At 75.3% G+C, this 23,781-nt stretch carries 27 protein-coding genes; 14 read left to right on the top strand and 13 right to left on the bottom strand.

From position 1 onward, the window contains the following. Window positions 1-18 precede the first annotated feature (18 nt). The 3 genes from FBY24_RS17350 to FBY24_RS17340 all read right to left on the bottom strand — a co-directional run bounded on the left by FBY24_RS17350 (window position 19) and on the right by FBY24_RS17340 (window position 2,854). Window positions 19-1,008: a heme A synthase gene (locus FBY24_RS17350; RefSeq protein WP_142162493.1), complete on the bottom strand. Its 990-nt coding sequence runs from the start codon at window positions 1,006-1,008 to the stop codon at window positions 19-21. Between the two features lie 86 nt (window positions 1,009-1,094). Then, window positions 1,095-1,895: an ABC transporter permease gene (locus FBY24_RS17345; RefSeq protein WP_142162492.1), complete on the bottom strand. Its 801-nt coding sequence runs from the start codon at window positions 1,893-1,895 to the stop codon at window positions 1,095-1,097. Further along, complete coding sequence (locus FBY24_RS17340; protein WP_142162489.1) at window positions 1,892-2,854, bottom strand: ABC transporter ATP-binding protein; 963 nt, start codon at window positions 2,852-2,854, stop codon at window positions 1,892-1,894. Before FBY24_RS17340 ends, FBY24_RS17345 begins: the two co-directional genes overlap by 4 nt. Window positions 2,855-2,967: 113 nt before the next feature. Here FBY24_RS17340 and FBY24_RS17335 point away from each other — a divergent pair, with 113 nt between their 5' ends. The 9 genes from FBY24_RS17335 (at window position 2,968) to FBY24_RS17295 (ending at window position 10,729) form a co-directional block, all read left to right on the top strand. After that, on the top strand, window positions 2,968-3,627 hold the full coding sequence (locus FBY24_RS17335; RefSeq protein WP_142162487.1) for a tetratricopeptide repeat protein: 660 nt from the start codon (window positions 2,968-2,970) through the stop codon (window positions 3,625-3,627). A gap of 136 nt (window positions 3,628-3,763) precedes the next feature. Continuing rightward, on the top strand, window positions 3,764-4,489 hold the full coding sequence (locus FBY24_RS17330; RefSeq protein WP_142162485.1) for a metalloregulator ArsR/SmtB family transcription factor: 726 nt from the start codon (window positions 3,764-3,766) through the stop codon (window positions 4,487-4,489). Window positions 4,490-4,557: 68 nt separating this feature from the next. Further along, window positions 4,558-6,015: a Fe-S cluster assembly protein SufB gene (sufB, locus tag FBY24_RS17325; RefSeq protein WP_140459125.1), complete on the top strand. Its 1,458-nt coding sequence runs from the start codon at window positions 4,558-4,560 to the stop codon at window positions 6,013-6,015. After that, complete coding sequence (gene sufD, locus FBY24_RS17320) at window positions 6,015-7,319, top strand: Fe-S cluster assembly protein SufD (protein WP_142162483.1); 1,305 nt, start codon at window positions 6,015-6,017, stop codon at window positions 7,317-7,319. The genes sufB and sufD overlap by 1 nt, the downstream gene beginning before the upstream one ends. Beyond that, window positions 7,316-7,648: a non-heme iron oxygenase ferredoxin subunit gene (locus FBY24_RS17315; RefSeq protein WP_142162481.1), complete on the top strand. Its 333-nt coding sequence runs from the start codon at window positions 7,316-7,318 to the stop codon at window positions 7,646-7,648. Before sufD ends, FBY24_RS17315 begins: the two co-directional genes overlap by 4 nt. Window positions 7,649-7,667: 19 nt before the next feature. Continuing rightward, complete coding sequence (gene sufC, locus FBY24_RS17310) at window positions 7,668-8,432, top strand: Fe-S cluster assembly ATPase SufC (RefSeq protein ID WP_142162479.1); 765 nt, start codon at window positions 7,668-7,670, stop codon at window positions 8,430-8,432. 100 nt (window positions 8,433-8,532) lie between these two features. After that, window positions 8,533-9,876 carry a SufS family cysteine desulfurase gene (locus FBY24_RS17305; protein ID WP_142162477.1) on the top strand — a complete coding sequence of 448 codons (1,344 nt, stop codon included), beginning with the start codon at window positions 8,533-8,535 and terminating at the stop codon, window positions 9,874-9,876. Then, window positions 9,873-10,391: a Fe-S cluster assembly sulfur transfer protein SufU gene (gene sufU, locus FBY24_RS17300; RefSeq protein ID WP_255432466.1), complete on the top strand. Its 519-nt coding sequence runs from the start codon at window positions 9,873-9,875 to the stop codon at window positions 10,389-10,391. Before FBY24_RS17305 ends, sufU begins: the two co-directional genes overlap by 4 nt. Further along, window positions 10,388-10,729 (top strand): metal-sulfur cluster assembly factor, encoded by a 342-nt coding sequence (locus FBY24_RS17295; protein WP_140459120.1) that lies wholly within the window; start codon window positions 10,388-10,390, stop codon window positions 10,727-10,729. Before sufU ends, FBY24_RS17295 begins: the two co-directional genes overlap by 4 nt. Window positions 10,730-10,833: 104 nt before the next feature. Here FBY24_RS17295 and FBY24_RS17290 read toward each other — a convergent pair whose 3' ends face one another. From FBY24_RS17290 to FBY24_RS17275, 4 genes are all read right to left on the bottom strand, one after another. After that, complete coding sequence (locus FBY24_RS17290) at window positions 10,834-11,706, bottom strand: neutral zinc metallopeptidase (RefSeq protein WP_142162476.1); 873 nt, start codon at window positions 11,704-11,706, stop codon at window positions 10,834-10,836. Between the two features lie 170 nt (window positions 11,707-11,876). Then, window positions 11,877-12,455 carry an energy-coupling factor transporter transmembrane protein EcfT gene (locus tag FBY24_RS17285; RefSeq protein WP_255432465.1) on the bottom strand — a complete coding sequence of 193 codons (579 nt, stop codon included), beginning with the start codon at window positions 12,453-12,455 and terminating at the stop codon, window positions 11,877-11,879. 89 nt (window positions 12,456-12,544) lie between these two features. Next, window positions 12,545-13,270: an energy-coupling factor ABC transporter ATP-binding protein gene (locus FBY24_RS17280; protein WP_142162472.1), complete on the bottom strand. Its 726-nt coding sequence runs from the start codon at window positions 13,268-13,270 to the stop codon at window positions 12,545-12,547. Window positions 13,271-13,279: 9 nt separating this feature from the next. Continuing rightward, window positions 13,280-13,957: a biotin transporter BioY gene (locus FBY24_RS17275; RefSeq protein ID WP_142162470.1), complete on the bottom strand. Its 678-nt coding sequence runs from the start codon at window positions 13,955-13,957 to the stop codon at window positions 13,280-13,282. Window positions 13,958-14,120: 163 nt separating this feature from the next. Here FBY24_RS17275 and FBY24_RS17270 point away from each other — a divergent pair, with 163 nt between their 5' ends. Further along, window positions 14,121-15,719: an ABC-F family ATP-binding cassette domain-containing protein gene (locus tag FBY24_RS17270; protein ID WP_142162467.1), complete on the top strand. Its 1,599-nt coding sequence runs from the start codon at window positions 14,121-14,123 to the stop codon at window positions 15,717-15,719. Here the strand turns inward: FBY24_RS17270 and FBY24_RS17265 are convergent. The 3 genes from FBY24_RS17265 to FBY24_RS17255 are packed head-to-tail and all read right to left on the bottom strand — an operon-like array spanning window position 15,703 to window position 17,238. After that, window positions 15,703-16,623, bottom strand: coding sequence for an SURF1 family protein (locus FBY24_RS17265; protein WP_142162464.1), 921 nt, complete (start codon window positions 16,621-16,623; stop codon window positions 15,703-15,705). The two genes, FBY24_RS17270 and FBY24_RS17265, sit on opposite strands and share 17 nt — an antisense overlap. Before the next feature lie 49 nt (window positions 16,624-16,672). Further along, window positions 16,673-16,906, bottom strand: a complete 234-nt coding sequence (locus tag FBY24_RS17260; protein ID WP_174243512.1) for a hypothetical protein — start codon at window positions 16,904-16,906, stop codon at window positions 16,673-16,675. Next, window positions 16,903-17,238, bottom strand: a complete 336-nt coding sequence (locus tag FBY24_RS17255; protein ID WP_239072765.1) for a DUF3099 domain-containing protein — start codon at window positions 17,236-17,238, stop codon at window positions 16,903-16,905. The genes FBY24_RS17260 and FBY24_RS17255 overlap by 4 nt, the downstream gene beginning before the upstream one ends. Before the next feature lie 111 nt (window positions 17,239-17,349). Here FBY24_RS17255 and fabG point away from each other — a divergent pair, with 111 nt between their 5' ends. The 3 genes from fabG to FBY24_RS17240 all read left to right on the top strand — a co-directional run bounded on the left by fabG (window position 17,350) and on the right by FBY24_RS17240 (window position 19,583). Next, entirely contained in the window at window positions 17,350-18,096 is a 747-nt protein-coding gene (fabG, locus tag FBY24_RS17250; protein ID WP_142162462.1) for a 3-oxoacyl-ACP reductase FabG, read from the top strand. A 74-nt stretch (window positions 18,097-18,170) separates the two neighbouring features. After that, the gene (gene fabI / locus FBY24_RS17245; RefSeq protein WP_142162460.1) at window positions 18,171-18,938 is read left to right on the top strand and encodes an enoyl-ACP reductase FabI; all 768 of its coding nucleotides are present in this window, start codon (window positions 18,171-18,173) and stop codon (window positions 18,936-18,938) included. 123 nt (window positions 18,939-19,061) lie between these two features. Next, a complete protein-coding gene (locus FBY24_RS17240; RefSeq protein WP_142162459.1) occupies window positions 19,062-19,583 on the top strand; it encodes a histidine phosphatase family protein in 522 nt (173 codons plus the stop codon). Between the two features lie 33 nt (window positions 19,584-19,616). Here FBY24_RS17240 and serB read toward each other — a convergent pair whose 3' ends face one another. Together serB and glgC are read right to left on the bottom strand one after the other, a co-directional pair. Continuing rightward, window positions 19,617-20,303 (bottom strand): phosphoserine phosphatase SerB, encoded by a 687-nt coding sequence (serB, locus tag FBY24_RS17235; protein WP_255432464.1) that lies wholly within the window; start codon window positions 20,301-20,303, stop codon window positions 19,617-19,619. A 117-nt stretch (window positions 20,304-20,420) separates the two neighbouring features. Further along, on the bottom strand, window positions 20,421-21,662 hold the full coding sequence (glgC, locus tag FBY24_RS17230; RefSeq protein WP_142162457.1) for a glucose-1-phosphate adenylyltransferase: 1,242 nt from the start codon (window positions 21,660-21,662) through the stop codon (window positions 20,421-20,423). A gap of 105 nt (window positions 21,663-21,767) precedes the next feature. Between glgC and glgA the strand changes: the two genes are divergently transcribed. Continuing rightward, window positions 21,768-22,997 carry a glycogen synthase gene (gene glgA, locus FBY24_RS17225; RefSeq protein ID WP_142162455.1) on the top strand — a complete coding sequence of 410 codons (1,230 nt, stop codon included), beginning with the start codon at window positions 21,768-21,770 and terminating at the stop codon, window positions 22,995-22,997. 21 nt (window positions 22,998-23,018) lie between these two features. Here glgA and FBY24_RS17220 read toward each other — a convergent pair whose 3' ends face one another. Next, window positions 23,019-23,777, bottom strand: coding sequence for a hypothetical protein (locus FBY24_RS17220; RefSeq protein ID WP_142162449.1), 759 nt, complete (start codon window positions 23,775-23,777; stop codon window positions 23,019-23,021). Window positions 23,778-23,781 lie beyond the last annotated feature (4 nt).

Raw genomic sequence — 23,781 nt, 5'->3', positions numbered from 1 at the left:
GTCGGACGGTCGCCGACGTCAGGCGGTCGCGGACCCGGCCGGCGCCGTCCCGGGCCGGGACGAGCCCGCCCCCAGGGGACCGCGCACGCGCAGCGTCCCGACGAAGAGCACGACGCCCGCGGTCAGTGCGGCCGCGCCCAGCATGTGCAGGTTCACCAGGGCGATCGGCAGCCCCGTGAAGTACTGGACGTAGCCGATCCCGCCCTGCGCGAGCGTAAGGACGAGCAGCCAGCCGCCGGCACGTGCCGCACGTCCGGCGCCCGGGGCGTCCGCCCGCGCGGCCAGGACCACGCGGACGAGGACGACGACGAGCAGCGCGACGAACGCCCACACGGCCAGCGCGTGCGCGCGCGACATCGCGACGGGGTCCACCGCGAACCGGTACCCGACCTCGTCGTCCCCGGAGTGCGGCCCGGCGCCGGTGACGATCACGCCCAGGACGAGGACGACGGCCGTGAGCGCACCGAGGGGCGCGAGCATCGCCCGCGTGCCGCGGTCGACCACCGGGACGGGCTCCCCGTCGCCCTCCCGGGTGCGCACGAGCAGCCACGCCGACACCGCCACGAGGACCATCGAGAGGAGGAAGTGGGAGCCGACGACGGCCGGGTGCAGCTCGACGAGGACGGTGATACCGCCGACGACGGCCTGGACGACGACGCCCACGAGCGGGGCGAAGGCCAGGGCGCGGTAGCGCACCGCCCGGCTGCGGTCCAGGCCCGCGAGCAGCAGCGTCGCCGCCGCGACGACGACGAGCACGCCCGTGAGCGTGCGGTTGCCGAACTCGACCGCCGAGTGGATCGACATCTCCGCGTGGAACGCCGGCGCGAACTCGCCGGGCTCGCACTCCGGCCACGTCGAGCAGCCGAGGCCGGACCCGGTCAGGCGCACGAGGCCGCCGGTGACGACGATGACGACCTGCGCGACGAGGTTCGCGACGACCGCACGCAGCGCCCAACGGGTACGGCGGCGGACCGGGGCGGCGGGGGGCGGGGCGGTCGTCGTGCTCACCGCCCCAGCCTAGGCCGCGACGGCCGGTCGCCCGCACCGCCACGGGGGTCGCACCGTCCGCGGGGCGTCGTGGTCGTGCGCTCCGGCTACTGCCAGCGGAAGGCCCGGGCGGCCAGCGCACCGAGCACCACGGTCCACCCCAGCGCGACGAGGGCCGGGACGGTCGCGAACGTCCCGTCGAGCAGCGCGGCGCGCAGCAGGTCGCCCAGGGCGCCCGAGGGCAGCCAGGGGGCGACCGCACCGAGCGGACCGGGCAGGGCGTCGGCCGGCACCAGCACCCCGCCGCCCAGCGCCAGCACCAGGAGCAGCAGGTTGGCCAGCGCCAGCACCGCCTCGGCGCGCAGCGTCCCGGCCACGAGCAGGGCCAGCGCCGTGAACGCCGCGGTGCCGAGCACGACCGCCACGGCGGCGGGCAGCACGCCCGCGGCGGGGGCGCGCCACCCGAGCACGGCCGCCGCCGCGCACAGCAGCAGCACCTGCACGACCTCGACGCCGAGCACGCCGAGGACCTTGCCGGCGAGCAGCCCGCGGGGACCGAGCGGGGTCGTGGCGAGCAGCCGCAGGACGCCGTTGCGGCGGTCGAACGCCGTCGCGATGGCCTGCGACGTGAACGAGGCGGTCATCACGGCCAGCGCCAGGACGCCGGGCAGCAGGGCGTCGACGCGGCGGTGCCCGGCGGTCCCGATCTCGACGAACGTGCCGAGCGTCAGACCGACGAGGGCCAGCACCGGGATGACGACGGTGACGAGGACCTGCTCGCCGTTGCGCAGGATGGCCCGCGTCTCGAACCGCGCCTGGGCGAGCACGCGGGACCGTGCCGGCGCGGCCCGCGGACCGTCGTCGTGCGCTGCCGCGGCCGGGCCCGCGGGGGTGGGTGCGGTGCTCATCGCAGGCTCCGTCCGGTCAGCTCGAGGAAGACGTCCTCGAGGGTGCGCCGCCCGAGGTCCAGCTGCGTGAGCTGGACACCGCGCCCGGCGAGCCACGCGGCGACCCGCGCGACGGTCTCGGGGGTGACGGGTCCGACCACCTCGTACGAGCCCGTGGCCCGCTCCTCGACGGCGTGGGAGCCGCCGAGCGCGTCGGCCAGGTCGGCGACGAGCACGGGCGTCGCGGTGCGCAGGCGCAGCCGGCCCGCAGCGGCCGCGCCCTCGGCGGCGGCCCGGGGGGTCCCCGGCTGCCCGGCGGCCAGCAGCTCGGGGACGGTGCCCTGGGCGACGACGCGGCCGTGGTCGACCACGACGACGCGGTCGGCGAGCCCCTCGGCCTCCTCCATGAGGTGCGTCGTGAGCACCACCGCGACCCCGGCGTCGCGGTGCTCGCGCACGAGCTCCCACACGGCCCGGCGGGCGTGGGGGTCCATGCCCGCGCTCGGCTCGTCGAGGAACAGCACGCGGGGGCGGCCGACGACCGCGACGGCGAGCGCCAGGCGCTGACGCTGCCCGCCGGACAGGCGCCGCACGGTCGTCCGGGCGAAGGCGTCGAGGCCGAGCCGCTCGACCAGCGGCGCCAGCGGCGCGGGGGAGGCGTACATCCGGGCGACGTGGGCGAGGACCTCGTGCGCCCGGGCGCCGCTGGGCAGACCGCCGTCCTGGAGCATCACGCCGACGCGGGGCCGCAGCACGTCGGCGTCCGCGACGGGGTCGAGGCCGAGGACGCGGACCGTGCCCCCGTCCGGCCGTCGCAGACCCTCGCAGCACTCCACGGTGGTGGTCTTGCCCGCGCCGTTGGGGCCGAGCACGGCCGTCACGGCGCCGGCCTCGGCGGTCAGGTCCAGGCCGTCGACGACCGTGCGCCCGTCGTACCTCTTGACGAGCCCGGCGACCTCGACGGCGGGGGAGTGCGGCACGATCGGCGAGTCTAGGTCGTCCGGGCGCGTCGACGCCGGTCACGGGCGCGAGGGGGTTCGTCCGCGGCGCCCTGATCTGCCAGGATCGTCCCGGTGCACGTGCGGGTGCACCGGTGACGACGGGGGACGCGGTGGCCACGTACACGATCGACCCGACGAGCCTGCGCGAGCGGCCCGACGACGTGGGTGCCTCGTGGGCGCGCGTCGAGGAGCTGGAGGAGCTCGGCGAGCGCGGTGACGGCGAGCGCGTGGCCTGGCTGCGGATCCTGGGGGCGCTGCGCGCGGCGGAGGACCTCGCGTGGGACGACGTCGTGCGGCACGGCGGCCCGGGCGGCATGGTGGCCCTCCTGTCGTCCGGCCCGGGCGGGGTGCCGATCGCGGCGCTGCGCCCGCTGCTGCGCCTGGCCCAGGTGCTGCACCACGCCGGCCGGCACGTGGACGCGGAGCGGGTGCTGGAGCAGGTCCGGACCGCGACGGTCACGCACCTGCACGCCCCGGGCGCGGACGAGCGGCTCGTGCGCGAGTGCTCGGCGGTCCTGGCGTTCGCCGACCAGGGGCAGGGCAAGGTGCTCTTCGACGCCGGCCGCCCGTCCGAGGCGGTGTCCCTGTTCCGCGCGGCCCTGGACCGGCGGCTGCGCGACGGTGCCCCCGAGGACCAGGTCGAGTCGAGCCGCCTCGCGCTGGCGGCGGCGACCCACGCCCTGGAGGTGGGGGGCCCGGCACCGGCGGGCGCGGGGTTCGGCGTGCGGCGGACGGCACCCGCGGGCCGGTGACGCAGGGGCGGGGCGGACGCGGAGACGTCCGTCACTGAGGCACGCCTTGCTTGCGGGGATGGATTTCGGCAACAAGGATGTTGCCGATATCGAGACGGCCGGTACCGGTCGTCGTCCCCCGACCGGCGGAGGTGGCATGAGCGGGTCCGCACCCGTGGTCGTCCCGCCTGTGGACGACGCCCGGGACGAGCACGACGCCGGGACCCGTCGCCGGGTCCTGCAGATCGTGACGGCCGACGGGCCGGTCAGCGCCGCCGAGCTCGCCGCGACCCTCGAGCTCAGCGCCGCGGGGGTGCGTCGCCACCTGGCCGCGCTCGAGCACGCCGGCCAGATCGCCCCGCACGAGGCCGCCGCCGGGCAGCGCGGCCGAGGACGCCCCGCGCGGCGGTTCGTCGTCACGGCCCTGGGCCAGGCGGCCCTCTCGCAGCGGTACGCCGAGATCGCGTCGGACGCGCTGCGCTTCCTCGCGGTCGCCGCCGGTCCCGAGGCCGTCGAGCGGTTCGCCGAGCAGCGCGTCGCCGACCTCGAGACGCGCCACGCCGCGACGGTGGCCGCCGCCGGCGACGACGTCGGCGCCCGTGCGCAGGCCCTGGCCCGCGCGCTCGCGGACGAGGGCTACGCCGCCTCTGCCCGCCCCGTGCCCGGCGCCTCGGCCGTCCAGCTGTGCCAGGGCCACTGCCCGGTGCAGGAGGTCGCGGCGCAGTTCCCGCAGCTCTGCGAGGCCGAGACCCGCGCCTTCAGCCGGCTGCTGGGCGTGCACGTCCAGCGCCTGGCGACCCTCACCGGCGGCGGGCACGTGTGCACCACCAGCGTGCCGACGGCACCGGCACCCGAGGCCGCGCGCCGCCCGTCCGACCCCTGAACCAGCACGCCGTACGCCCCCCGACCAGCACCACGCCCCCCGTGCACTCGACGGAAGGAACCGGAGCCATGAGCGCACCCACGGACGAGACGGCCACCCGGCCGGCCGCGGCCGAGCCGATGAGCCAGGACGAGGCCATCGCCTCGATCGGCAACTACACCTACGGCTGGCACGACCCCGACGTCGCCGGCTCCGTGGCCCGCCGCGGCCTGTCCGAGGACGTCGTCCGCGACATCTCGCGGCTGAAGAACGAGCCCGAGTGGATGCTGCGCACGCGCCTGAAGTCGCTGCGCCTGTTCGACAAGAAGCCCATGCCGTGGTGGGGCGCCGACCTGTCGGGCATCGACTTCGACAACATCAAGTACTTCGTGCGGTCCACGGAGAAGCAGGCCACCAGCTGGGAGGACCTGCCCGAGGACATCAAGAACACGTACGACCGGCTCGGCATCCCCGAGGCGGAGAAGCAGCGTCTCGTCGCGGGCGTCGCCGCCCAGTACGAGTCCGAGGTCGTCTACCACCAGATCCAGGAGTCGCTGGAGGAGCAGGGCGTCGTCTTCCTCGACACCGACACGGGTCTGCGCGAGCACCCGGAGATCTTCGAGCAGTACTTCGGCTCCGTCATCCCCCCGGGGGACAACAAGTTCGCCTCGCTCAACACCGCGGTGTGGTCGGGCGGCTCGTTCGTCTACGTGCCGCCGGGCGTCCACGTCGAGATCCCGCTGCAGGCCTACTTCCGGATCAACACCGAGAACATGGGCCAGTTCGAGCGGACGCTGATCATCGCCGACGAGGGCTCCTCGGTGCACTACGTCGAGGGCTGCACCGCCCCGATCTACCAGTCGGACTCGCTGCACTCCGCGGTCGTCGAGATCATCGTCAAGAAGAACGCCCGCGTGCGGTACACGACCATCCAGAACTGGTCGAACAACGTCTACAACCTGGTGACCAAGCGCGCCACGGTCGCCGAGGGCGGCACCATGGAGTGGGTCGACGGCAACATCGGCTCCAAGGTCACGATGAAGTACCCGGCGATCTACCTCATGGGCGAGCACGCGCGCGGCGAGACGCTGTCGATCGCGTTCGCCGGCGAGGGCCAGCACCAGGACGCCGGCTCGAAGATGGTGCACGCGGCGCCGCACACGTCGAGCTCGATCGTCTCGAAGTCCGTGGCGCGCGGCGGCGGGCGCACGTCGTACCGGGGGCTCGTGCAGATCCTCGAGGGCGCCGCGCACTCCGCCTCGAACGTCCTGTGCGACGCGCTGCTCGTCGACCAGATCTCCCGCTCCGACACCTACCCGTACGTCGACGTCCGCGAGGACGACGTGTCGATGGGGCACGAGGCCACGGTCTCGCGCGTGAGCGAGGACCAGCTGTTCTACCTCATGTCCCGCGGGATGGCCGAGACCGAGGCCATGGCCATGATCGTGCGCGGGTTCGTCGAGCCCATCGCGCGCGAGCTGCCCATGGAGTACGCCCTCGAGCTGAACCGCCTCATCGAGCTGCAGATGGAAGGGGCCGTCGGCTGATGACGACCACCACGAACGAGGGCGCCACGACGGGGCTCTCGACGGACCACTCGCGCGCCGTCGCGGACGGTGCGCACACCCACGGCGTCGGCGCCGTGCCCGAGGCCTCGCGTGCGGCGCGCCGCACGAGCTTCGACCCCGCCGACCTGCCCGTCCCCACGGGGCGCGAGGAGGAGTGGCGGTTCGCGCCGGTCGACCGGTACGCACCGCTGTTCGCGGCCGCGACCGACGGTGTGCTGACCGGCCACGGCGTGCTCACCACCGTCGTGGAGTCGCCCGAGGTGCGCGTCGAGATCGTCGACCGCGACGACCCGCGCCTGGGCACCGCCGGCCGTCCGGGCGACCGCACCGCCGTCACCTCGTGGGCGTCGTTCGAGCGCTCCACGGTCGTGACGCTGCCGCGCGAGTCCGTCTCGTCCAAGGTCACGTCCGTGGTCGTCGAGGGCGTCGAGGGCGCGGGCACCGCCGAGGCGCCGCTCGACCCGACGGCCTCGCACCTGCTGGTCCACGCCGAGCCGCTCTCGCAGGGCACGGTCGTGATCGACCACGTCGGGCACGCGGTGCTGTCCGAGACCGTCGAGATCGTCGCCGAGGACGGTGCGCACCTGACCGTCGTCTCGGTGCACGACTGGGCGCCGGGCTCGGTGCACGCCGCAAGCCACCGCCTGCGCATCGGCCGCGACGCGACCGTCAAGCACATCGTCGTCACGCTCGGCGGCGACGCCGTGCGCGTCACGCCCGACACCGAGTTCGTCGGAGAGGGCGCCTCGGTCACCGCGCTCGGGCTGTACTTCGCCGACGCGGACCAGCACCAGGAGCACCGGCTCTTCGTCGACCACGCGGTGCCCAGCTGCGTCTCCCGCGTCACGTACAAGGGCGCGCTGCAGGGTCAGGGCGCGCACACGGTGTGGGTCGGCGACGTGCTGATCCGCGCCGCGGCCGAGGGCACGGACACGTACGAGCTGAACCGCAACCTCGTGCTGACCGACGGCGCCCGTGCCGACTCGGTCCCGAACCTCGAGATCGAGACCGGTGTCATCGAGGGGGCGGGCCACGCGAGCGCGACCGGCCGCTTCGACGACGAGCAGCTGTTCTACCTGCGTGCGCGCGGCATCCCCGAGGCCGACGCCCGTCGCCTCGTGGTCCGCGGGTTCTTCGCCGAGCTGGTCGCCGAGATCGGCGTGCCCGAGGTCGAGGAGCGGCTCCTGGCGTCCATCGAGGCCGAGCTGGAGAAGTCGATGAGCGAGCTCACCGGCGCCCCGGCCACGGTCGAGGGCGGCGAGGCCGCCGCGACCACCGCATGAGCGCGCAGCTGGCCTGCCTGACCGGTGACGTGCCCGTCGCCGGCACGCTGCGCGTCGAGCTCGAGGGCGAGGGCGGCCCCGTCGAGGTCGCCGTCGTGCGCGACGAGACCGGCGAGTGGCACGCGATCAGCGACGTCTGCTCGCACGGCGCCGTCTCCCTGTCCGAGGGCGAGGTCGAGGGCTGCTCGGTGGAGTGCTGGCTGCACGGGTCGCGGTTCGACCTGCGCAGCGGCAGGCCCCTGTCGCCCCCCGCCGTGCGCCCCGTCCCCGTCTACCCCGTGACCGTCGACGGCGAGCGAGTGCTCGTCGACGTCGACGCCCCGCTCTGACCCCGAGGAGTACCCCGAGATGTCCACCCTGGAGATCCGCGACCTGCACGTCAGCGTCGAGACGAAGGAGGGCCCCAAGGCCATCCTGCGCGGCGTCGACCTGACCGTGAACAGCGGCGAGACCCACGCGATCATGGGCCCGAACGGGTCCGGCAAGTCGACGCTGGCGTACTCGCTGGCCGGCCACCCCAAGTACACCGTGACGTCGGGCAGCGTCCTGCTCGACGGCGAGGACGTCCTCGCGATGAGCATCGACGAGCGTGCCCGCGCGGGCATGTTCCTCGCCATGCAGTACCCCGTCGAGGTGCCGGGCGTGTCGGTGTCGAACTTCCTGCGCACCGCCAAGACGGCCATCAGCGGCGAGGCCCCGCCCCTGCGCACGTGGGTCAAGGACGTGCGCGGCGCCATGGAGAACCTGCGCATGGACTCCTCGTTCGCCGAGCGCTCGGTCAACGAGGGCTTCTCCGGCGGCGAGAAGAAGCGCCACGAGATCCTGCAGATGGAGCTCCTCAAGCCCCGCATCGCGATCCTCGACGAGACCGACTCGGGCCTGGACGTCGACGCGCTGCGGATCGTCTCCGAGGGCGTGAACCGCGTCCGCGAGGGCTCCGACGTCGGCGTGCTGCTCATCACGCACTACACGCGCATCCTGCGGTACATCACGCCGGACTTCGTGCATGTCTTCGTCGACGGCAAGATCGCCGAGCAGGGCGGCCCCGAGCTCGCGACGCGTCTCGAGAACGAGGGCTACGACCGGTTCCTGCCGACCGGCGCCCAGGCCTGACCGTCCGCTCCGGGGCCCCGGGACGCGCACCGCGCGCCCGGGCCCCGGCACCCGGCGGCTTCCCGTCGCCCGCACCCCACCACCCCGCGGAGGGCACCTCATGACCAGCACGCTCGAGCCGGCGCCCGGCGCGACCCTGTCGCCCGCCGAGCTCGCCGCGGTGCGCGCCGACTTCCCCCTGCTCCGGCGCACGCTGCGCGGCGGCCGGCGGCTCGTCTACCTCGACTCCGGCGCGACGTCCCAGCGGCCCGACGTCGTGCTCGACGCGGAGCAGGACTTCGCCGTGCAGCGCAACGCGGCCGTGCACCGGGGCGCGCACCAGCTCGCGGAGGAGGCGACGGAGGCGTTCGAGGACGCCCGTGCGCGGGTCGCGGCCTTCGTCGGCGCGGCCCCCGAGGAGCTCGTCTGGACGTCGAACGCGACGGCCGCCCTCAACCTCGTGGCGTACGCCCTGTCCAACGCGACCGCCGGCCGCGGCGGTGCGGCCGCCCGCCGGTTCGCTCTGGCCCCCGGCGACGAGATCGTCGTCACGCAGGCCGAGCACCACGCGAACCTCGTGCCCTGGCAGGAGCTCGCCGCGCGCACGGGCGCGACGCTGCGGTGGATCGGCGTCGACGACGACGGTCGGTTGCGCACCGAGGAGCTCGACACGGTCGTGACCGACCGCACCCGGGTGCTGGCGTTCACGCACGCCTCGAACGTGACCGGCGCGATCACGCCCGTCGAGCGGTTCGTGGCCCGGGCCCGCGAGGTCGGTGCGCTCACGGTGCTCGACGCGTGCCAGTCCGTGCCGCACCTGCCCGTCGACCTGCGCGCGCTCGGCGTGGACCTCGCGGCGTTCTCCGGGCACAAGATGTACGGCCCGACAGGCGTCGGCGCGCTCTACGGGCGGCGCGAGCTGCTCGAGGCGATGCCGCCCGTCACCACCGGGGGCTCGATGGTCGAGGTCGTCACCATGGAGGCGACGACGTACGCGCCGCCGCCGCAGCGGTTCGAGGCCGGCACCCAGATGGTCTCCCAGGCCGTCGGCCTCGGCGCCGCCGCGCAGTACCTCGACGAGCTCGGCATGGCCGGCGTCGCGGCCCACGAGCGGCACCTCGCGGGGCTGCTGCTCGACGCCGTGGCCTCCGTGCCCGGCGTGCGGGTCGTCGGACCCACGGACGTGCAGGACCGCCTGGCGAACGTCTCGTTCGTCGTCGACGGCGTGCACGCCCACGACGTGGGCCAGGTGCTCGACGACGCCGGGGTCGCCGTGCGTGTCGGCCACCACTGCGCGCAGCCGCTGCACCGGCGGTTCGGCGTCGCGTCCACGACGCGGGCCAGCGCCGGGGTGTACACGACCGACGAGGACGTGGCCGTGTTCCGGGAAGCGCTGGCGGGGGTGCGGGCGTTCTTCGGTCTGCAGGACGCGCCCTCCGGTGCGTCGGAGGAGAGGTCCGCATGACGTCGAGCTCGATGGAGCAGCTGTACCAGCAGGTGATCCTCGACCACGCGAAGTTCCCGCACGGTCGCGGCCTGCCCGAGGGCGCAGGCACGGTGGGCGTCGCCGTCGTCGAGCACGGCACGTGCGCCGCGACCTCGCACCAGGTCAACCCGACCTGCGGCGACGAGGTCACGATGCGCGTGGACGTCGACACGACCGGTCCGGTGCCGGTGGTGCGGGACGTGGCCTGGGAGGGGCAGGGCTGCTCGATCTCGCAGGCCTCGATCTCCGTGCTGCACGACCTCGTCGTCGGCCAGGACCTCGCGGCGGTCGACCACGTCCACACCACGTTCCGCGCGCTCATGCAGTCCAAGGGCGCCGGTCTCGACGACGACGCCGAGGAGCTGCTCGGCGACGCCGCGGCCTTCACGGGCGTCTCGCGGTACGCGGCCCGCGTCAAGTGCGCCCTGCTCGGCTGGGCCGCCCTGACCGACGCCCTCATCACGTCCGGCGCACGCACCCAGGAGGACGCATGACCACCGACAGCACGGGCACGGCTCCCGGCGCGGCCAACGTGGCCGACGTCGAGGAGGCGATGCGCGACGTCATCGACCCCGAGCTCGGCATCAACGTCGTCGACCTCGGCCTCGTCTACGGCGTCGCGATCGACCAGACGAACACCGCGGTCATCGACATGACGCTCACGTCGGCGGCGTGCCCGCTGACGGACGTCATCGAGGACCAGTCCGCGCAGGCCCTCGACGGGGTCGTCGACGGCTTCCGCATCAACTGGGTGTGGATGCCGCCGTGGGGCCCGGAGAAGATCACCGACGACGGCCGTGAGCAGATGCGGGCCCTGGGCTTCAACATCTGACGGTGCGCCGGATCGACGACGGCCCGGTCCCGTGGGGACCGGGCCGTCGTCGTGCGCAGGGCCGTGCAGCGGTGCGTCGGCCGGGTGCCGGGCGCGGCGCCCGGTCAGAGATCGGCCGCGGCGAAGGTGTCGCAGGCCTGCATCGACCCCTGCTCGTACCCGATCGTGAACCAGCGGCGGCGCTGCTCGCTCGACCCGTGGGTCCACGTGTCCGGGTCGACGGTCCCGCCGCCGCCCGCCTGGATGTGGTCGTCGCCGATGGCCTCGGCCGTGTCGATCGCCTGCGCCAGCTGCTCGGCGGTGATCGGCTCGAGGAACGTCACGCCGGTGTCGGGGTCTTCCCGGGTGGCCGCGTCCCCGGCCCACATGCCGGCGTAGCAGTCGGCCTGGAGCTCGATGCGGACCGAGTCGGAGTCCGCGCCGGTGCCCGTGCGGTCGGCGCTCTCGAGCGCGCCCGTCAGGTGCTGGACGTGGTGGCCGTACTCGTGGGCGTACACGTACATCTCCGCGAGCGGCCCGCCCTGCGTGCCGAACTGCTCCTGCAGCAGCGTGAAGAACCCGAGGTCCAGGTAGATCGTGGTGTCGACGGGGCAGTAGAACGGGCCGGTCGAGGCCGACGCGTCGCCGCAGCCGGTGCTCGTGGCCTGCTCGAAGACCGCGCCCTCGGGGAGCGTCAGGGGTGTGCCCGTGCCCGCGAGTGTCGGCTCCCAGTAGGCGTCGAGCGACTGGACCGTGGCGGAGAACCGGCACGTGGGGTCGCTGTTGGCCTGCTCCGCGCTGCAGGCGCCGACGGTCTCCTGGGCGGCGGGCGCGCCGGCCTCCCCGCCGCCGAGCAGGGGGGAGAGGTCGGTGCCGGTGAACAGGTAGACCGCGAGGACGACCAGACCGATCGCCCCGCCTCCGACCGCTGCCGTGCGCCCGCCCGAGCGCCTGCTGACGCGCCCACCCTCGAAGTTCCCGCCGTCGCTGAAGGTCACGCGCACACGGTAGGGCCTGCCGTCCCGCGTCGCCCGACGTCGCGCTCGATAACGGAAACAGGCGTCGCGCGTCGGACGAAGGTCGCCCGGCGGGAGGACCACGCCCGGACAGGGGCGCACGACCGGGCGGGGGCACCGGTCGGTCTCGGCGCGGCCGAGGAGGCGCCCCGTCAGTCCTCGCCGAGGCCGCGCGCCGCCAGCGCGTCGCCCGTGGCCCGGGCGTGCCCGACCATGCGCACCGCCGCCGGCACCACGACCGCCCGCGGGCTGCGCTCGAGACCCCGCGCCCGGGCTGCGTCCCGCGACTCGGCCGCCACCTGCACCAGGACCGGCACGGTGCGCAGGAACAGGCTCACCGCCAGCGCGATCGTCTCTGGGTGCAGCCCGACGCGGCCCAGCGGCGCCCGCAGGCGGTGCGTCGCACCGGCCACCGTCGCCAGCAGGGCGTCGGACCGGGTGGTCGCGGTCACGACCGTGCCCGCGAGCACCACCGCGAGCAGGTCGAGGACGACCTCGGCCGCGGCCGCCGGGCCGCGCTGCCACACCTGGTACACCCCGAGGACGGCAGCGGTGACCAGGACGGGGGTGAGGGCACGCAGGTGCCGCCCCCACGGCAGGCGCGCGACCACCGACGCGGCCAGCGCGAGGCCCAGGAGCCCGGCGGCGGGGACCGGTCCCTTCAGTGCCACCACGGCCACCGTGAACGCCGCGAGCGCCACCAGCTTGGCGCCCGCGGGTGCCCGGTGCACCAGGCTCCTGCCCGGGTGGTGCAGGCCGAGCGGACCGGCCCACGGCGCCCGCAACGGACCGCCGCGGCGTCCGCCGCGCCGTCGGTCGGTCACGGGTGCGCCGCCCGCGCACCCGTCATCAGCGACCGGTAGCGGGCGATCGCCGGCCCGGGCGCGTCGTCCGCGACGACCACCCCCTCGTCGACGACGAGGACCCGCTCGGCGCGGGCGGCGGCCTCCAGGTCGTGCGTCACCACCACCACCTGCTGGGGGAGCGTCGCGAGCAGGTCGTCCACCCGGGTGCGCCAGCGCAGGTCCAGCAGGGTCGTCGGCTCGTCGCACACGAGCACCTGCGGGTCGGTGGCCAGCACCGCCGCGAGCGCCAGGAGCTGGCGCTGCCCGCCGGACAGCGCGTGGACCGGCACGTGCGCGCGGTCGGCGAGCCCGAACCGGGCCAGCGTGGCGGCGGCGCGGGCCTCGCGCTCGCGGGCGTCGGGGACGGTGCGGCGCAGCGACAGCGCGACGTCCTCCAGCGGGGTCGGCATGACGATCTGGGCGTCCGGGTCGGTGAACACGAACCCGACGCGGCGGCGGACGGCCGGTCCGTCGGCGGCGGTGTCGAGGCCGTCCACCCGCACGTGCCCGGCGGACGGCAGGACCAGCCCGTTGAGCAGCCGGGCCAGCGTCGACTTGCCGGACCCGTTGGCACCGACGACGGCGACGCGGCGCTCGGCCAGGCGCAGGTCCACCGGCCCCAGCAGGCGGACCACACGGTCGGGACCGCCCGCGGGGTCGGGGGACCAGGCGGTGACCTCGGCGCCGTCGAGCTCGATCACGCGGTGCCGTCAGGCCCGGTCGCGCAGGTCCGGGAACGCGCGCAGCACGGCGAGCGTGACGATCGCGGCGAGGACGTTCTTCACCACGTCGCCCGGCCAGTAGACGACATCGATGGCGACCGCCGCGGGCAGGTCGACCCCCAGCCGCCACATCAGGCCCGCGACGCCGGCGGGGTGGATGGTGAGGAACGACGCGGCCAGGCCGGCGCCGACGAGAGCCACGAACCGGAGGGCGGGCGTGGCGCGCACCAGGAGCCGGCGCGCGACCGGGGCGCCCGGACCGGCGGGCGGGCGACGGGCGGGCAGGCGCAGCGCGAGCCCGCCGAGGACGCCGGCGAGCGCCGCACCCAGCGGGAACGCCAGCAGGTAGCCGACCGACGGCTTGCCCAGGACGCCCAGGCCCCCCGTCATCTCCGCGAACACCGGCACGCCGGCCAGCCCGACGACGAGGTACAGGGTCACGGCGAGGAAGCCGCGCCACGGCCCCAGCACCAGGCCGGCGAGCAGCACGCCGAACGTCTGCAGGGTGATCGGCACGCCCGACGCCGTGGGGATCGGCGGCACGAGGGCGCAGGCGGCGACGAACGCGGCGAACGACGCCACGAGGGCGACGTCGGTGCCGCGGTGGCGGCGCGCCACGGGGCGCGCGGGCGCCGTGGTGGCGGGGGCGTCGGGCGTGCTCGGCATGGGGGCCTCTCACCGGGGTCGGGAGGTCGTCGCGGGCCCTGACGGGCGCGGCGTGCGCGGTCCCGGCGGTCCCGGGCCGCTCGCCACGCTAGCGGCTCGGTAGACTGCGGGGCGTTTGTGCCGGGCTCCAGATCCCTCCCGGCGATCTCGGAGGAAACCACCAGTGATCACCGCCTCGGCCGTGGAGCTGCGCGTCGGCGCCCGCGTCCTGCTCGTCCCCACCACGTTCCGCATCGCCGCCGGCGACCGCATCGGCCTCGTCGGCCGCAACGGTGCGGGCAAGACCACCCTGACCAAGACCCTTGCGGGCGACACCCAGCCCACCGGGGGCACGGTGTCGAACAACGGCGAGGTCGGCTACCTGCCGCAGGACCCCAGCGCCGGCGACCTCACGCAGCTCGCCATGGACCGCGTGCTCTCGGCGCGCGGCCTCGACGTCGTCCTGGCCGCGATGCGCGAGACCGAGGGGGCCATGGCGTCGGCGGACGACGAGACGCGCGAGTCCGCCATGGAGCGGTACGGGAAGCTCGAGGCCCGCTTCACGGCGGGCGGCGGGTACGCGGCCGAGTCGGAGGCGCACCGCATCACCGCGGCCCTCGGGCTCGACGACCGGGTGCTCGGCCAGGAGCTCGGTACCCTCTCCGGCGGCCAGCGCCGCCGCGTCGAGCTCGCCCGGATCCTCTTCTCCGGCGCCGACACGCTGCTGCTCGACGAGCCGACCAACCACCTCGACGCCGACTCCATCGTGTGGCTGCGTGACTACCTCAAGACCTACCCGGGCGGCTTCCTCGTCATCAGCCACGACGTCGACCTGCTGCGCGCCACCGTCAACAAGGTCTTCCACCTCGACGCCAACCGCGCCCAGCTCGACCAGTACAACCTCGGCTGGGACGCGTACCTCCTCCAGCGCGAGACCGACGAGAAGCGCCGTCGCCGCGAGCGGGCGAACGCCGAGAAGAAGGCCGCGACGCTGCTCGCGCAGGCCGACAAGATGCGCGCCAAGGCCACCAAGGCCGTCGCAGCGCAGAACATGGCCCGCCGTGCCGAGCGCATGCTCTCGGGGCTGGAGGAGGCCCGCGTCTCGGACAAGGTCGCCAAGCTGCGGTTCCCCGACCCGGCGCCGTGCGGGCGCACGCCGCTGACCGCCGAGGGGCTGTCGAAGTCGTACGGCTCGCAGGAGGTCTTCACCGACGTCTCGCTCGCCATCGACCGGGGCTCCAAGGTCGTGGTCCTCGGGCTCAACGGCGCCGGCAAGACGACGCTGCTGCGCATGCTCGGGGGCCTGGAGAAGCCCGACACGGGCGAGGTGCTGCCTGGGCACGGCCTCAAGCTCGGCTACTACGCCCAGGAGCACGAGACGCTCGACCTGTCGCGCACGGTCGTGGAGAACCTGCGCACGGCCGCCCCCGACCTGACCGACACGCAGGTCCGCTCGGTGCTCGGCTCGTTCCTCTTCTCCGGCGACGACGCGGACAAGCCCGCGCGCGTGCTGTCCGGCGGGGAGAAGACGCGCCTGGCGCTCGCCGCCCTCGTGGTGTCCAGCGCGAACGTGCTGCTGCTCGACGAGCCGACGAACAACCTCGACCCGGCCAGCCGCGAGGAGATCCTCGCCGCGCTGCGCGGGTACCAGGGCGCCGTCGTCCTCGTCAGCCACGACGAGGGGGCGGTCGCCGCCCTCGAGCCCGAGCGGGTGCTGCTGCTGCCCGACGGCGACGAGGACCTGTACGGGCCGGACTACCTGGACCTCATCGCCCTGGCGTGACCGGCGCGCCCGGACCGTCGGCGAGCTGGGCGTCCACCAGGGCGTCCTCGTCGATCTCGTCGCGTCCGCGCCGACGGGCCCGGCGCGCCGGCGGCACGGGTGCGGGCGCACCCGTGGGCCCGGGGGCGCCCGGGGCGGGCACGTCCGGGGCGGTCAGCTCGCGGCGCGCCGCGACGACGAACGCCACCAGCCCGCCGAGCGCGAACACCCACCACTGGAACGCGTACGACAGGTGCGATCCCGGGTCCGTCGACGGCGGGTCCAGCGCGCCCAGCGCGACGGCGGCCGGGGGGGTCTCCGCGACGAACGAGCCGTACGCGGCGTAGGGGAGCGTGCCCGCCGGGACCGCGTCCCCGCCGGCGGCGACGACCTGCGCGGGGTCGATCGCGTGCACCTGGCCCGCGGGGGCCTCCCGCGTCGCCGGGCGCTCACCGGGTCGCAGCCGCACCGTGACGCGCACCTCGCCCGCCGGGGGAGGGGGCACGTCGACGTCCACCGAGCCGTCCGCCCCCGTGGGCACCCAGCCGCGGTCGACCACGAGCACCCGGTCCCCGGCCGCGTCGGGCCGCCCGCCCGGGTCCGTCACCAGCAGGGGCACGAGCACGTGGTACGCGGGCGTGCTGTCGACGGGGCGGTTGCGCAGCAGCACCGACGCGTCGGTCAGCCAGCGCCCGGTGACGGTGACGGTGCGCCACGCGTCGGCGTCGGGCAGGGGCGCGTCGGGATCGGCCACGACCTGCGCGAGGTCGACGGGTGCCGCCGCCCAGTTGGCCTCCACCACGGCGATCGCGGCGTCGCGCGCGACGTGCCGGTTCCACTGCCACCGGCCCAGCGCCGTGCAGACGACCGCCACGACGAGCCCGACGGCCACCAGGCCGAGGGCGCGCCGGGTCGCCGGCCTCACGTCCGGGCCGGACCGGGCCGACGCCCGCGCCGGCGGACCGTGGCGGACCTCACGCGCCGACCTGCTCGAGGTCGCCCACGGGCACGACGTCCTTGAGGAAGTCCCGCACCTGCAGGTACTGGGACAGGTGCTCGCGGTGGTCGTCGCACGCCAGCCACACCTTGCGCCGCGCAGGCGCGTGCAGCTTCGGGTTGTTCCACAGCACGCCCCACGTCGCACCCGCGCGGCACCCGCGCGCGCTGCACACCAGCTCGTCGACCGTGTCCGGCACCGGCTCGCTCACCGCGGCCCACCTCCCAGCTCGCTCGTCCCGCCGCCGGCACCCAGCTCGCGCGGCGTCATCTGCACGTCACCCTCGACCCGGCGCTCGCGGCCGGCGTTGGCCAGCAGCACCGCCACGTAGGGCAGCACCGACGCGACGACCAGCAGCACGATCGGGATGACGACGGGCACGTGCGACCACATCAGCCCGGCGGCGAGGAAGCAGACGACGCGCAGCCCCATCTGCCACAGGTAGCGGCGCTGGCGGCGCGCGAGGTCGTCGGTCAGCGGCTCCGGGGCGGAGGTGATGCGGTGCACCTCCTCGCCGGGGCCCGTGCGTCGGCGGGTGCTCACCGACAGATCGTAGGCGCGTGCGCGGTTGTGGGCTTGCCACAACGTCGGCCGTGCAACTCGTCGAGGACCGCACCCCCGGCCCGCCGCGGGCGTCGGCTAGCGTCGTGACCCGTGCCCGACACCGATCCCACCGCCACGACCAGCACCGACGTCGCCCCCCGCAGCGTCCTCGTCACCGGCGCCAACCGCGGCATCGGCCGCGCCATCGCCGAGCGGTTCCTCGCCCGGGGTGACAAGGTCGCCACGATCGTGCGCTCCGGCGGTGCGCCCGACGGCGTGCTCGAGGTCCGCGCCGACGTCCGCGACACCGCGGCCGTCGACGCCGCGTTCACCCAGGTCGAGGCCGCGCACGGCCCCGTGGAGGTGCTCGTCGCCAACGCCGGCGTGACCCGCGACCAGCTCCTCCTGCGGATGACCGACGAGGAGTTCACCGACGTCCTCGACGTCAACCTCACCGGCTCGTTCCGGGTCGTGCGCCGCGCGAGCAAGGGCATGATCCGCCTGCGCCGCGGCCGCATCGTCCTCATCTCCTCGGTCGTCGGCATGTACGGCTCGCCGGGCCAGGTGAACTACGCCGCCTCGAAGTCGGCGCTGGTGGGCATGGCCCGGTCGATCACCCGCGAGCTCGGCGCCCGTGGCATCACCGCCAACGTCGTCGCGCCGGGCTTCATCGACACCGACATGACCCGCGACCTGCCCGCCGAGCGGCAGGACGCCTACCGCGCCTCGATCCCCGCCGGCCGCTTCGGCCTGGCCGACGAGGTCGCCGGCGTCGTCGAGTTCCTCGCCTCCGACGCGGCCGCGTACGTCTCCGGCGCCGTCGTGCCGGTCGACGGCGGCCTCGGCATGGGGCACTGACCCGCACGTCCACCCCGCGTGCCGGGCCGCCCCCGCGGTCCCGCGCCCCGCACCACCACGAACGGAAGGCACCCATGGCACTCCTCGAGGGCAAGACGCTCCTGGTCACCGGCGTCCTCACGGACGGCTCGATCGCGTTCCACGTCGCGCGGCTCGCCCAGGAGCAGGGCGCGCAGGTCGTGCTCACCTCCTTCGGCCGCCAGCTGCGCCTGACCCAGGCCATCGCGCGCCGCCTGCCGACGACCGCCCCCGTGGTCGAGCTCGACGTCACGGACGACGAGCACCTGGCCGCGCTGCCCGAGCGCGTGCGCGAGCACGCCGACCACCTCGACGGCGTCGTGCACTCCATCGGGTTCGCGCCGCAGTCCGTCATGGGCGGCAACTTCCTCGCCGGCGAGTGGCCCGACGTGGCGACCGCGCTGCACGTGTCCGCGTACTCGCTGAAGTCGCTGGCGACCGCGTCGCTGCCGCTGCTCACGCCGGGGTCCGGGCTCGTCGGGCTCACCTTCGACGCGCAGTTCGCGTGGCCCGTGTACGACTGGATGGGTGTGGCCAAGGCCGCGTTCGAGTCCACCGCCCGGTACCTGGCCCGCGACCTCGGCCCGCACGGCGTGCGGGTCAACCTCGTCTCGGCCGGCCCGATCCGCACCACCGCGGCCAAGTCGATCCCCGGCTTCGCCACGATGGAGGGCCGCTGGCCCGAGCGGGCGCCGCTCGGCTGGGACGTCTCCGACCCCGAGCCCGCCGCCCGTGCGGTCGCCGCGCTGCTGTCCGACTGGTTCCCCGCCACGACCGGCGAGATCGTGCACGTCGACGGCGGCGTCCACGCGATGGGGCAGTGACCGGCCCGCAGCGCCCCGCCCACGGGTGACCATCGTCACCCGCGCGCCCGTGCCGCCGCTCCCCGTGCGGGAGCGGCGGCACGGCGTCGCCGGGCACGCGCCCGGAGGTGTCACCCTGGAGGGGTGACGTCCCACCGACTGGTCCTCCTGCGGCACGCCAAGGCCGAGCACACCGACGCCGTGGTCGACCACGCCCGGCCCCTGGCGATCCCCGGCCGACGGCAGGCCACCGCCGTCGGCGGCGCCCTCGCCGCGTCCGGCCACGCCCCCGACCACGTGCTGTGCTCGTCCGCGCTGCGGACCCGGCAGACGTGGGACCTCGTCCGCCTCGCCCTGACCGCCGCCGGGGCGCCCGAGGCCCCGGCCGACGTCAGCGACGACCTCTACGACGCCGGCACCGGCGACCTCCTCGACCTCGTGCGGTCCGTGCCTGAGGACGTGCGCACCCTGCTGGTGGTCGGCCACGAGCCGACTGTCTCGCACGTCGCCGCCGCGCTGGCCGGTCCCGGGTCCGACGAGGCCGTCACGGCTCGCGTGCGCGTGGGGGTGCCCACGGCCGCCTGGTCGGTCCTCGAGATCGACGGACCCTGGCAGCAGACCGCGCCCGGCGGGGCGCGCCTGACGGGCCTGCACGTCCCCGACTGACGCGTCCCCGACCGCGGGTCGCCCGCCAGGGGGTCAGCCGGCGAGCTGCGGCAGGTCCAGCACCGCGTCGAGCCGCCCGCGCACCACGGCGTCGGCGGCCCGCGCGAGCACCGGCTTGGCGTTGAACGCGATGCCGACACCCGCCGCGGCCACCATGTCGAGGTCGTTCGCGCCGTCGCCGATCGCGACCGTCCGGTCCATCGGCACCCCGGCCGCCGCCGCGTACTCCGCGAGCGCCCGCGCCTTCGCCGCGCGGTCGACGACGTCGCCCTGCACCCGGCCGGTGAGGTGCCCGTCGACGACCTCCAGGCGGTTGGCCCGCACCCTCGTGATGCCCAGGCGCTCGGCCAGGGGCTCGACGACCTCGCAGAACCCGCCCGAGACCAGCCCGACGGGCCACCCGCGCGCGTGGAGCGCCGCGACGAGCTCGGCGGCGCCCGGCGTCAGCTCGACCTCCGCCAGGACGTCGGCCAGGACCGTGACGGGCAGACCGGCGAGGGTCGCGACCCGGGCGTGCAGGGACGCGGCGAAGTCCAGCTCGCCGCGCATCGCGGCCTCGGTGACCGCCGCGACCTCGGCCAGGGCGCGCGGGCCGGCGTGCGCGGCGAGCATCTCCACGACCTCCCCGGTGATGAGGGTCGAGTCGACGTCCATGACGACGAGCCGGCGCGGGCCGGGGGACGCGGGAGCGGGGGAGGTGCCGGCGGAGGTGGTGTCCACGTCGGGCACGCTAGTGCCGCCGCGCGGTGCTCGCCCGGGCGTCCACGGGTCGTCGTGCCCCGCAGGCGGTGCGGGGCACGACGACGGGTGGCGGGCGTCGCCGCCGGCGCGCGTGGGTCAGTCGCTGATGATGGTGCCCTTCGGCACGACGGTGATGCCGGAGTCGGTGACCGTGAACCCGCGGGCGCGGTCGTGCGCGTGGTCGAGGCCGACGCGGGCCCGCTCGGGGACGACGACGTTCTTGTCGAGGATCGCGCGGTGCACCTGCGCGTACCGCATGATCTGCACGCCGTCCATGAGCACCGAGTCCGTGACCTGCGCCCACGAGTGCAGGCGCACGCCGGGGGACAGGACCGAGCCGGACACCGTCGCCCCCGACACGAGGACCCCGGGGGAGACGATCGAGTCGGCGGCGTGCCCGAGGCGACCGGCGCCCGCGTGCACGAACTTCGCCGGCGGCAGACCGGTGTACCCGGTGTACAGGGGCCACTCCTCGTTGTAGAGGTTGAACACCGGCTCCACGGAGATGAGGTCGTGGTTGGCCTCGAAGTACGAGTCGATCGTCCCGACGTCGCGCCAGTAGTCCCGGTCGCGGTCCGTGGACCCGGGCACGTCGTTGCGGATGAAGTCGTACACGCCGGCGGTGCCGCGCTCGACGAACCACGGGACGATGTCGCCGCCCATGTCGTGCCGGGAGTTGACGTTCTCCGCGTCGACCGTCACGGCGTGGACGAGGGCGTCCGCGTTCGCGACGTAGTTGCCCATCGACGCGAGGATCTCGTGGGGCGAGCCGGGGACCGGTGCCGGGTCGGCGGGCTTCTCGCGGAACCGGGCGATGCGCGTCGGGTCGGCCGGGTCGGTCTCGATGACGCCGAACTGGTCGGCCTGGGAGATCGGCTGCCGGATGCCCGCGACCGTGAACTCCGCACCGGACTCGATGTGCGCGTCGACCATCTGGGAGAAGTCCATGCGGTAGACGTGGTCGGCGCCGACCACGACGACGATGTCGGGGCGCTCGTCGTCGATGATGTTCAGGCACTGGTAGATCGCGTCGGCGCTGCCCAGGTACCAGTGCTTGCCCACGCGCTGCTGCGCCGGCACGGCCGCCACGTAGTTGCCGAGCAGCGGCGACATGCGCCACGTGCGCGACACGTGCCGGTCGAGGCTGTGCGACTTGTACTGGGTCAGCACGATGACGTGCAGGTACCGCGAGTTGATGACGTTCGACAGGGCGAAGTCGACGAGGCGGTAGAGGCCGCCGAAGGGGACGGCGGGCTTCGCGCGGTGCGCGGTGAGCGGCATGAGCCGCTTCCCCTCCCCTCCGGCGAGGACGATGGCGAGGACACGCGGCGCTGGCATGTGCTCAACCTAGGGCCGCGGGGCCCGTGCAGCGAGACCGGTGGCGTGTGCGCGCTAGCGTGTCGCCCGAGGACCGGCGCCTGCCGGTCGCGAGGAGGCCCTGCCGTGCGCGTCGACCTGGTGACCCGCGAGTACCCGCCGCACGTCTACGGGGGTGCGGGGGTGCACGTCGCGGGGCTCACCGCGGTGCTGCGCGAGCACGTCGACGTGCGGGTGCACGCGTTCGACACCCCGCGCGACGAGCCGGGCACCTACGGGTACGCGGTCCCCGCCGAGCTCGCCGGCGCGAACGCCGCCCTGGCCACCCTGGGCGTCGACCTGGGCGTCGTGGAGGGGATCGGCCGGGTCGACGCGGGCGGTGCCCCGACCGACCTGGTCCACTCCCACACCTGGTACGCGAACATGGCCGGGCACCTGGCCGCGCTGCTGCACGACGTGCCGCACGTGCTGACGGCGCACTCGCTCGAGCCGCTGCGGCCGTGGAAGGCCGAGCAGCTCGGCGGCGGGTACCGGCTGTCGTCGTGGGTCGAGCGCACCGCGTACGAGGCGGCCGCCGCGGTGATCGCGGTGAGCGCCGGCATGCGCGAGGACATCCTGCGCGCCTACCCCGCGGTGGACCCGGCGCGCGTGCGCGTGGTCCACAACGGCATCGACCTGGACGGGTGGCGCCGGCCCGCCGGGGACGAGGCGGCCGCGCACGCCCGCGCGGTCGTCGAGCGGCTCGGCATCGACCCCGACCGTCCCGCGGTGGTGTTCGTGGGGCGCATCACCCGGCAGAAGGGCCTGCCGTACCTGCTGCGGGCCGTGCGGGCCCTGCCGGCGGACGTCCAGCTGGTGCTGTGCGCGGGAGCGCCCGACACCCCGGAGATCCTCGCCGAGGTCACCGGGCTCGTCGAGGAGCTGCGGGAGCACCGCCAGGGCGTGGTGTGGATCGAGCAGATGCTGCCGCGCGCCGAGCTCGTGGCCGTCCTCGCGCACGGCACGGTGTTCGTCTGCCCGTCGGTGTACGAGCCCCTCGGGATCGTCAACCTCGAGGCGATGGCCGTGGGCGTGCCGGTGGTCGGCACCGCGACCGGCGGGATCCCGGAGGTCGTCGACGACGGCACCACCGGCTGGCTCGTGCCGATCGACCAGGTGCAGGACGGGACGGGCACGCCCGTGGACCCGGACGCGTTCGTCGCCGACCTCGGGGCCGCGCTCGTCGACGCCGTGGCCGACACCGACCGGGCCGCCCGCTTCGGGCTGGCCGCGCGCCGCCGCGTCGAGGACCACTTCTCGTGGGAGGCGATCGGCCTGCGGACGCTCGAGGTGTACCGGCAGGTGCTCGGGGCCTGAGCGCGGCGCGGCCGGCACCGGTCAGCGCGGGTCGAGGCTGGTCGCCGCGGCGGCCATGGCCCGGCGCGCGACCCGGTCGACCTCGCGCAGCGCCGTGGACCGCTGGTCGACCTGCCAGGCGTTGACCGCGCCGCCGTGGTCCTGCGTCGCCAGCCGCACCACGCCGCGCAGACGGGCCGCGCTCGCCAGCACCCGCAGACGCTGCCCGTCCAGGTGCGGGGGCACGCGCGTGGGGGCCAGGGCCGCCGTGCGCAGGTCGGCGATCTCCTCGGCCGCCTCCGGCCGCCACCGGGCCACGTCCAGGTCGACCAGCGCCTCGGTGGCCACCCGCAGGCTCTCGCGCAGGTCCCGCTCGGCGTCCGCGAGGGAGCCGACCCGCCCCAGCACGGCCGTGCGCCAGTCGGGGACCTCGACGGTCCGCCACCGAACGAGGTGCCCGGGCTCGAGGGCCGAGCCGAACCGCTCCACGTGCGGGACGGCCGCGACCGTGCCGTCACCGGTGGCCAGGAGCACGCACTCCCCGGCCTCCAGCGCGTCCGCGGCCGCGGTCGGCCCCACCACCACGGGGTCGCCCGGGACGGGCAGGACCGCGCTGACCGCCTCGACGGGCGGCAGGGCGCGCAGCCACGTGGTCAGGGCCGCCCCGGTGCGGCCGTCCGGCTGCACCGTGTGCGGCTCGTCGTCGCCCTGCACGGCTGCGCCGGCGCGGACGGGGTCGGCGCCGGCGGACAGCCACAGGGCCAGGAGAACGGAGCGGGGGACGTCGAGCAGGGCAGCCACGGCA

Origin of the sequence: Cellulomonas sp. SLBN-39, assembly GCF_006715865.1 — a bacterium.
Classification (GTDB): Bacteria; Actinomycetota; Actinomycetes; order Actinomycetales; family Cellulomonadaceae; genus Cellulomonas.
Note: the sequence above shows the minus strand (reverse complement) of the source record. Positions and strands in the feature narration are given on the sequence as shown.

Excerpts from the sequence above, each read along its gene's own strand:
- sufC (WP_142162479.1), top strand. The coding sequence starts at position 7,668 with ATGTCCACCCTGGAGATCCGCGACCTGCACGTCAGCGTCGAGACGAAG.
- FBY24_RS17295 (WP_140459120.1), top strand. The coding sequence starts at position 10,388 with ATGACCACCGACAGCACGGGCACGGCTCCCGGCGCGGCCAACGTGGCC.
- FBY24_RS17330 (WP_142162485.1), top strand. The coding sequence starts at position 3,764 with ATGAGCGGGTCCGCACCCGTGGTCGTCCCGCCTGTGGACGACGCCCGG.
- glgC (WP_142162457.1), bottom strand. The coding sequence starts at position 21,662 with ATGCCAGCGCCGCGTGTCCTCGCCATCGTCCTCGCCGGAGGGGAGGGG.
- FBY24_RS17305 (WP_142162477.1), top strand. The coding sequence starts at position 8,533 with ATGACCAGCACGCTCGAGCCGGCGCCCGGCGCGACCCTGTCGCCCGCC.
- sufU (WP_255432466.1), top strand. The coding sequence starts at position 9,873 with ATGACGTCGAGCTCGATGGAGCAGCTGTACCAGCAGGTGATCCTCGAC.
- FBY24_RS17315 (WP_142162481.1), top strand. The coding sequence starts at position 7,316 with ATGAGCGCGCAGCTGGCCTGCCTGACCGGTGACGTGCCCGTCGCCGGC.
- FBY24_RS17345 (WP_142162492.1), bottom strand. The coding sequence starts at position 1,895 with ATGAGCACCGCACCCACCCCCGCGGGCCCGGCCGCGGCAGCGCACGAC.
- FBY24_RS17275 (WP_142162470.1), bottom strand. The coding sequence starts at position 13,957 with ATGCCGAGCACGCCCGACGCCCCCGCCACCACGGCGCCCGCGCGCCCC.
- sufD (WP_142162483.1), top strand. The coding sequence starts at position 6,015 with ATGACGACCACCACGAACGAGGGCGCCACGACGGGGCTCTCGACGGAC.
- sufB (WP_140459125.1), top strand. The coding sequence starts at position 4,558 with ATGAGCGCACCCACGGACGAGACGGCCACCCGGCCGGCCGCGGCCGAG.
- fabI (WP_142162460.1), top strand. The coding sequence starts at position 18,171 with ATGGCACTCCTCGAGGGCAAGACGCTCCTGGTCACCGGCGTCCTCACG.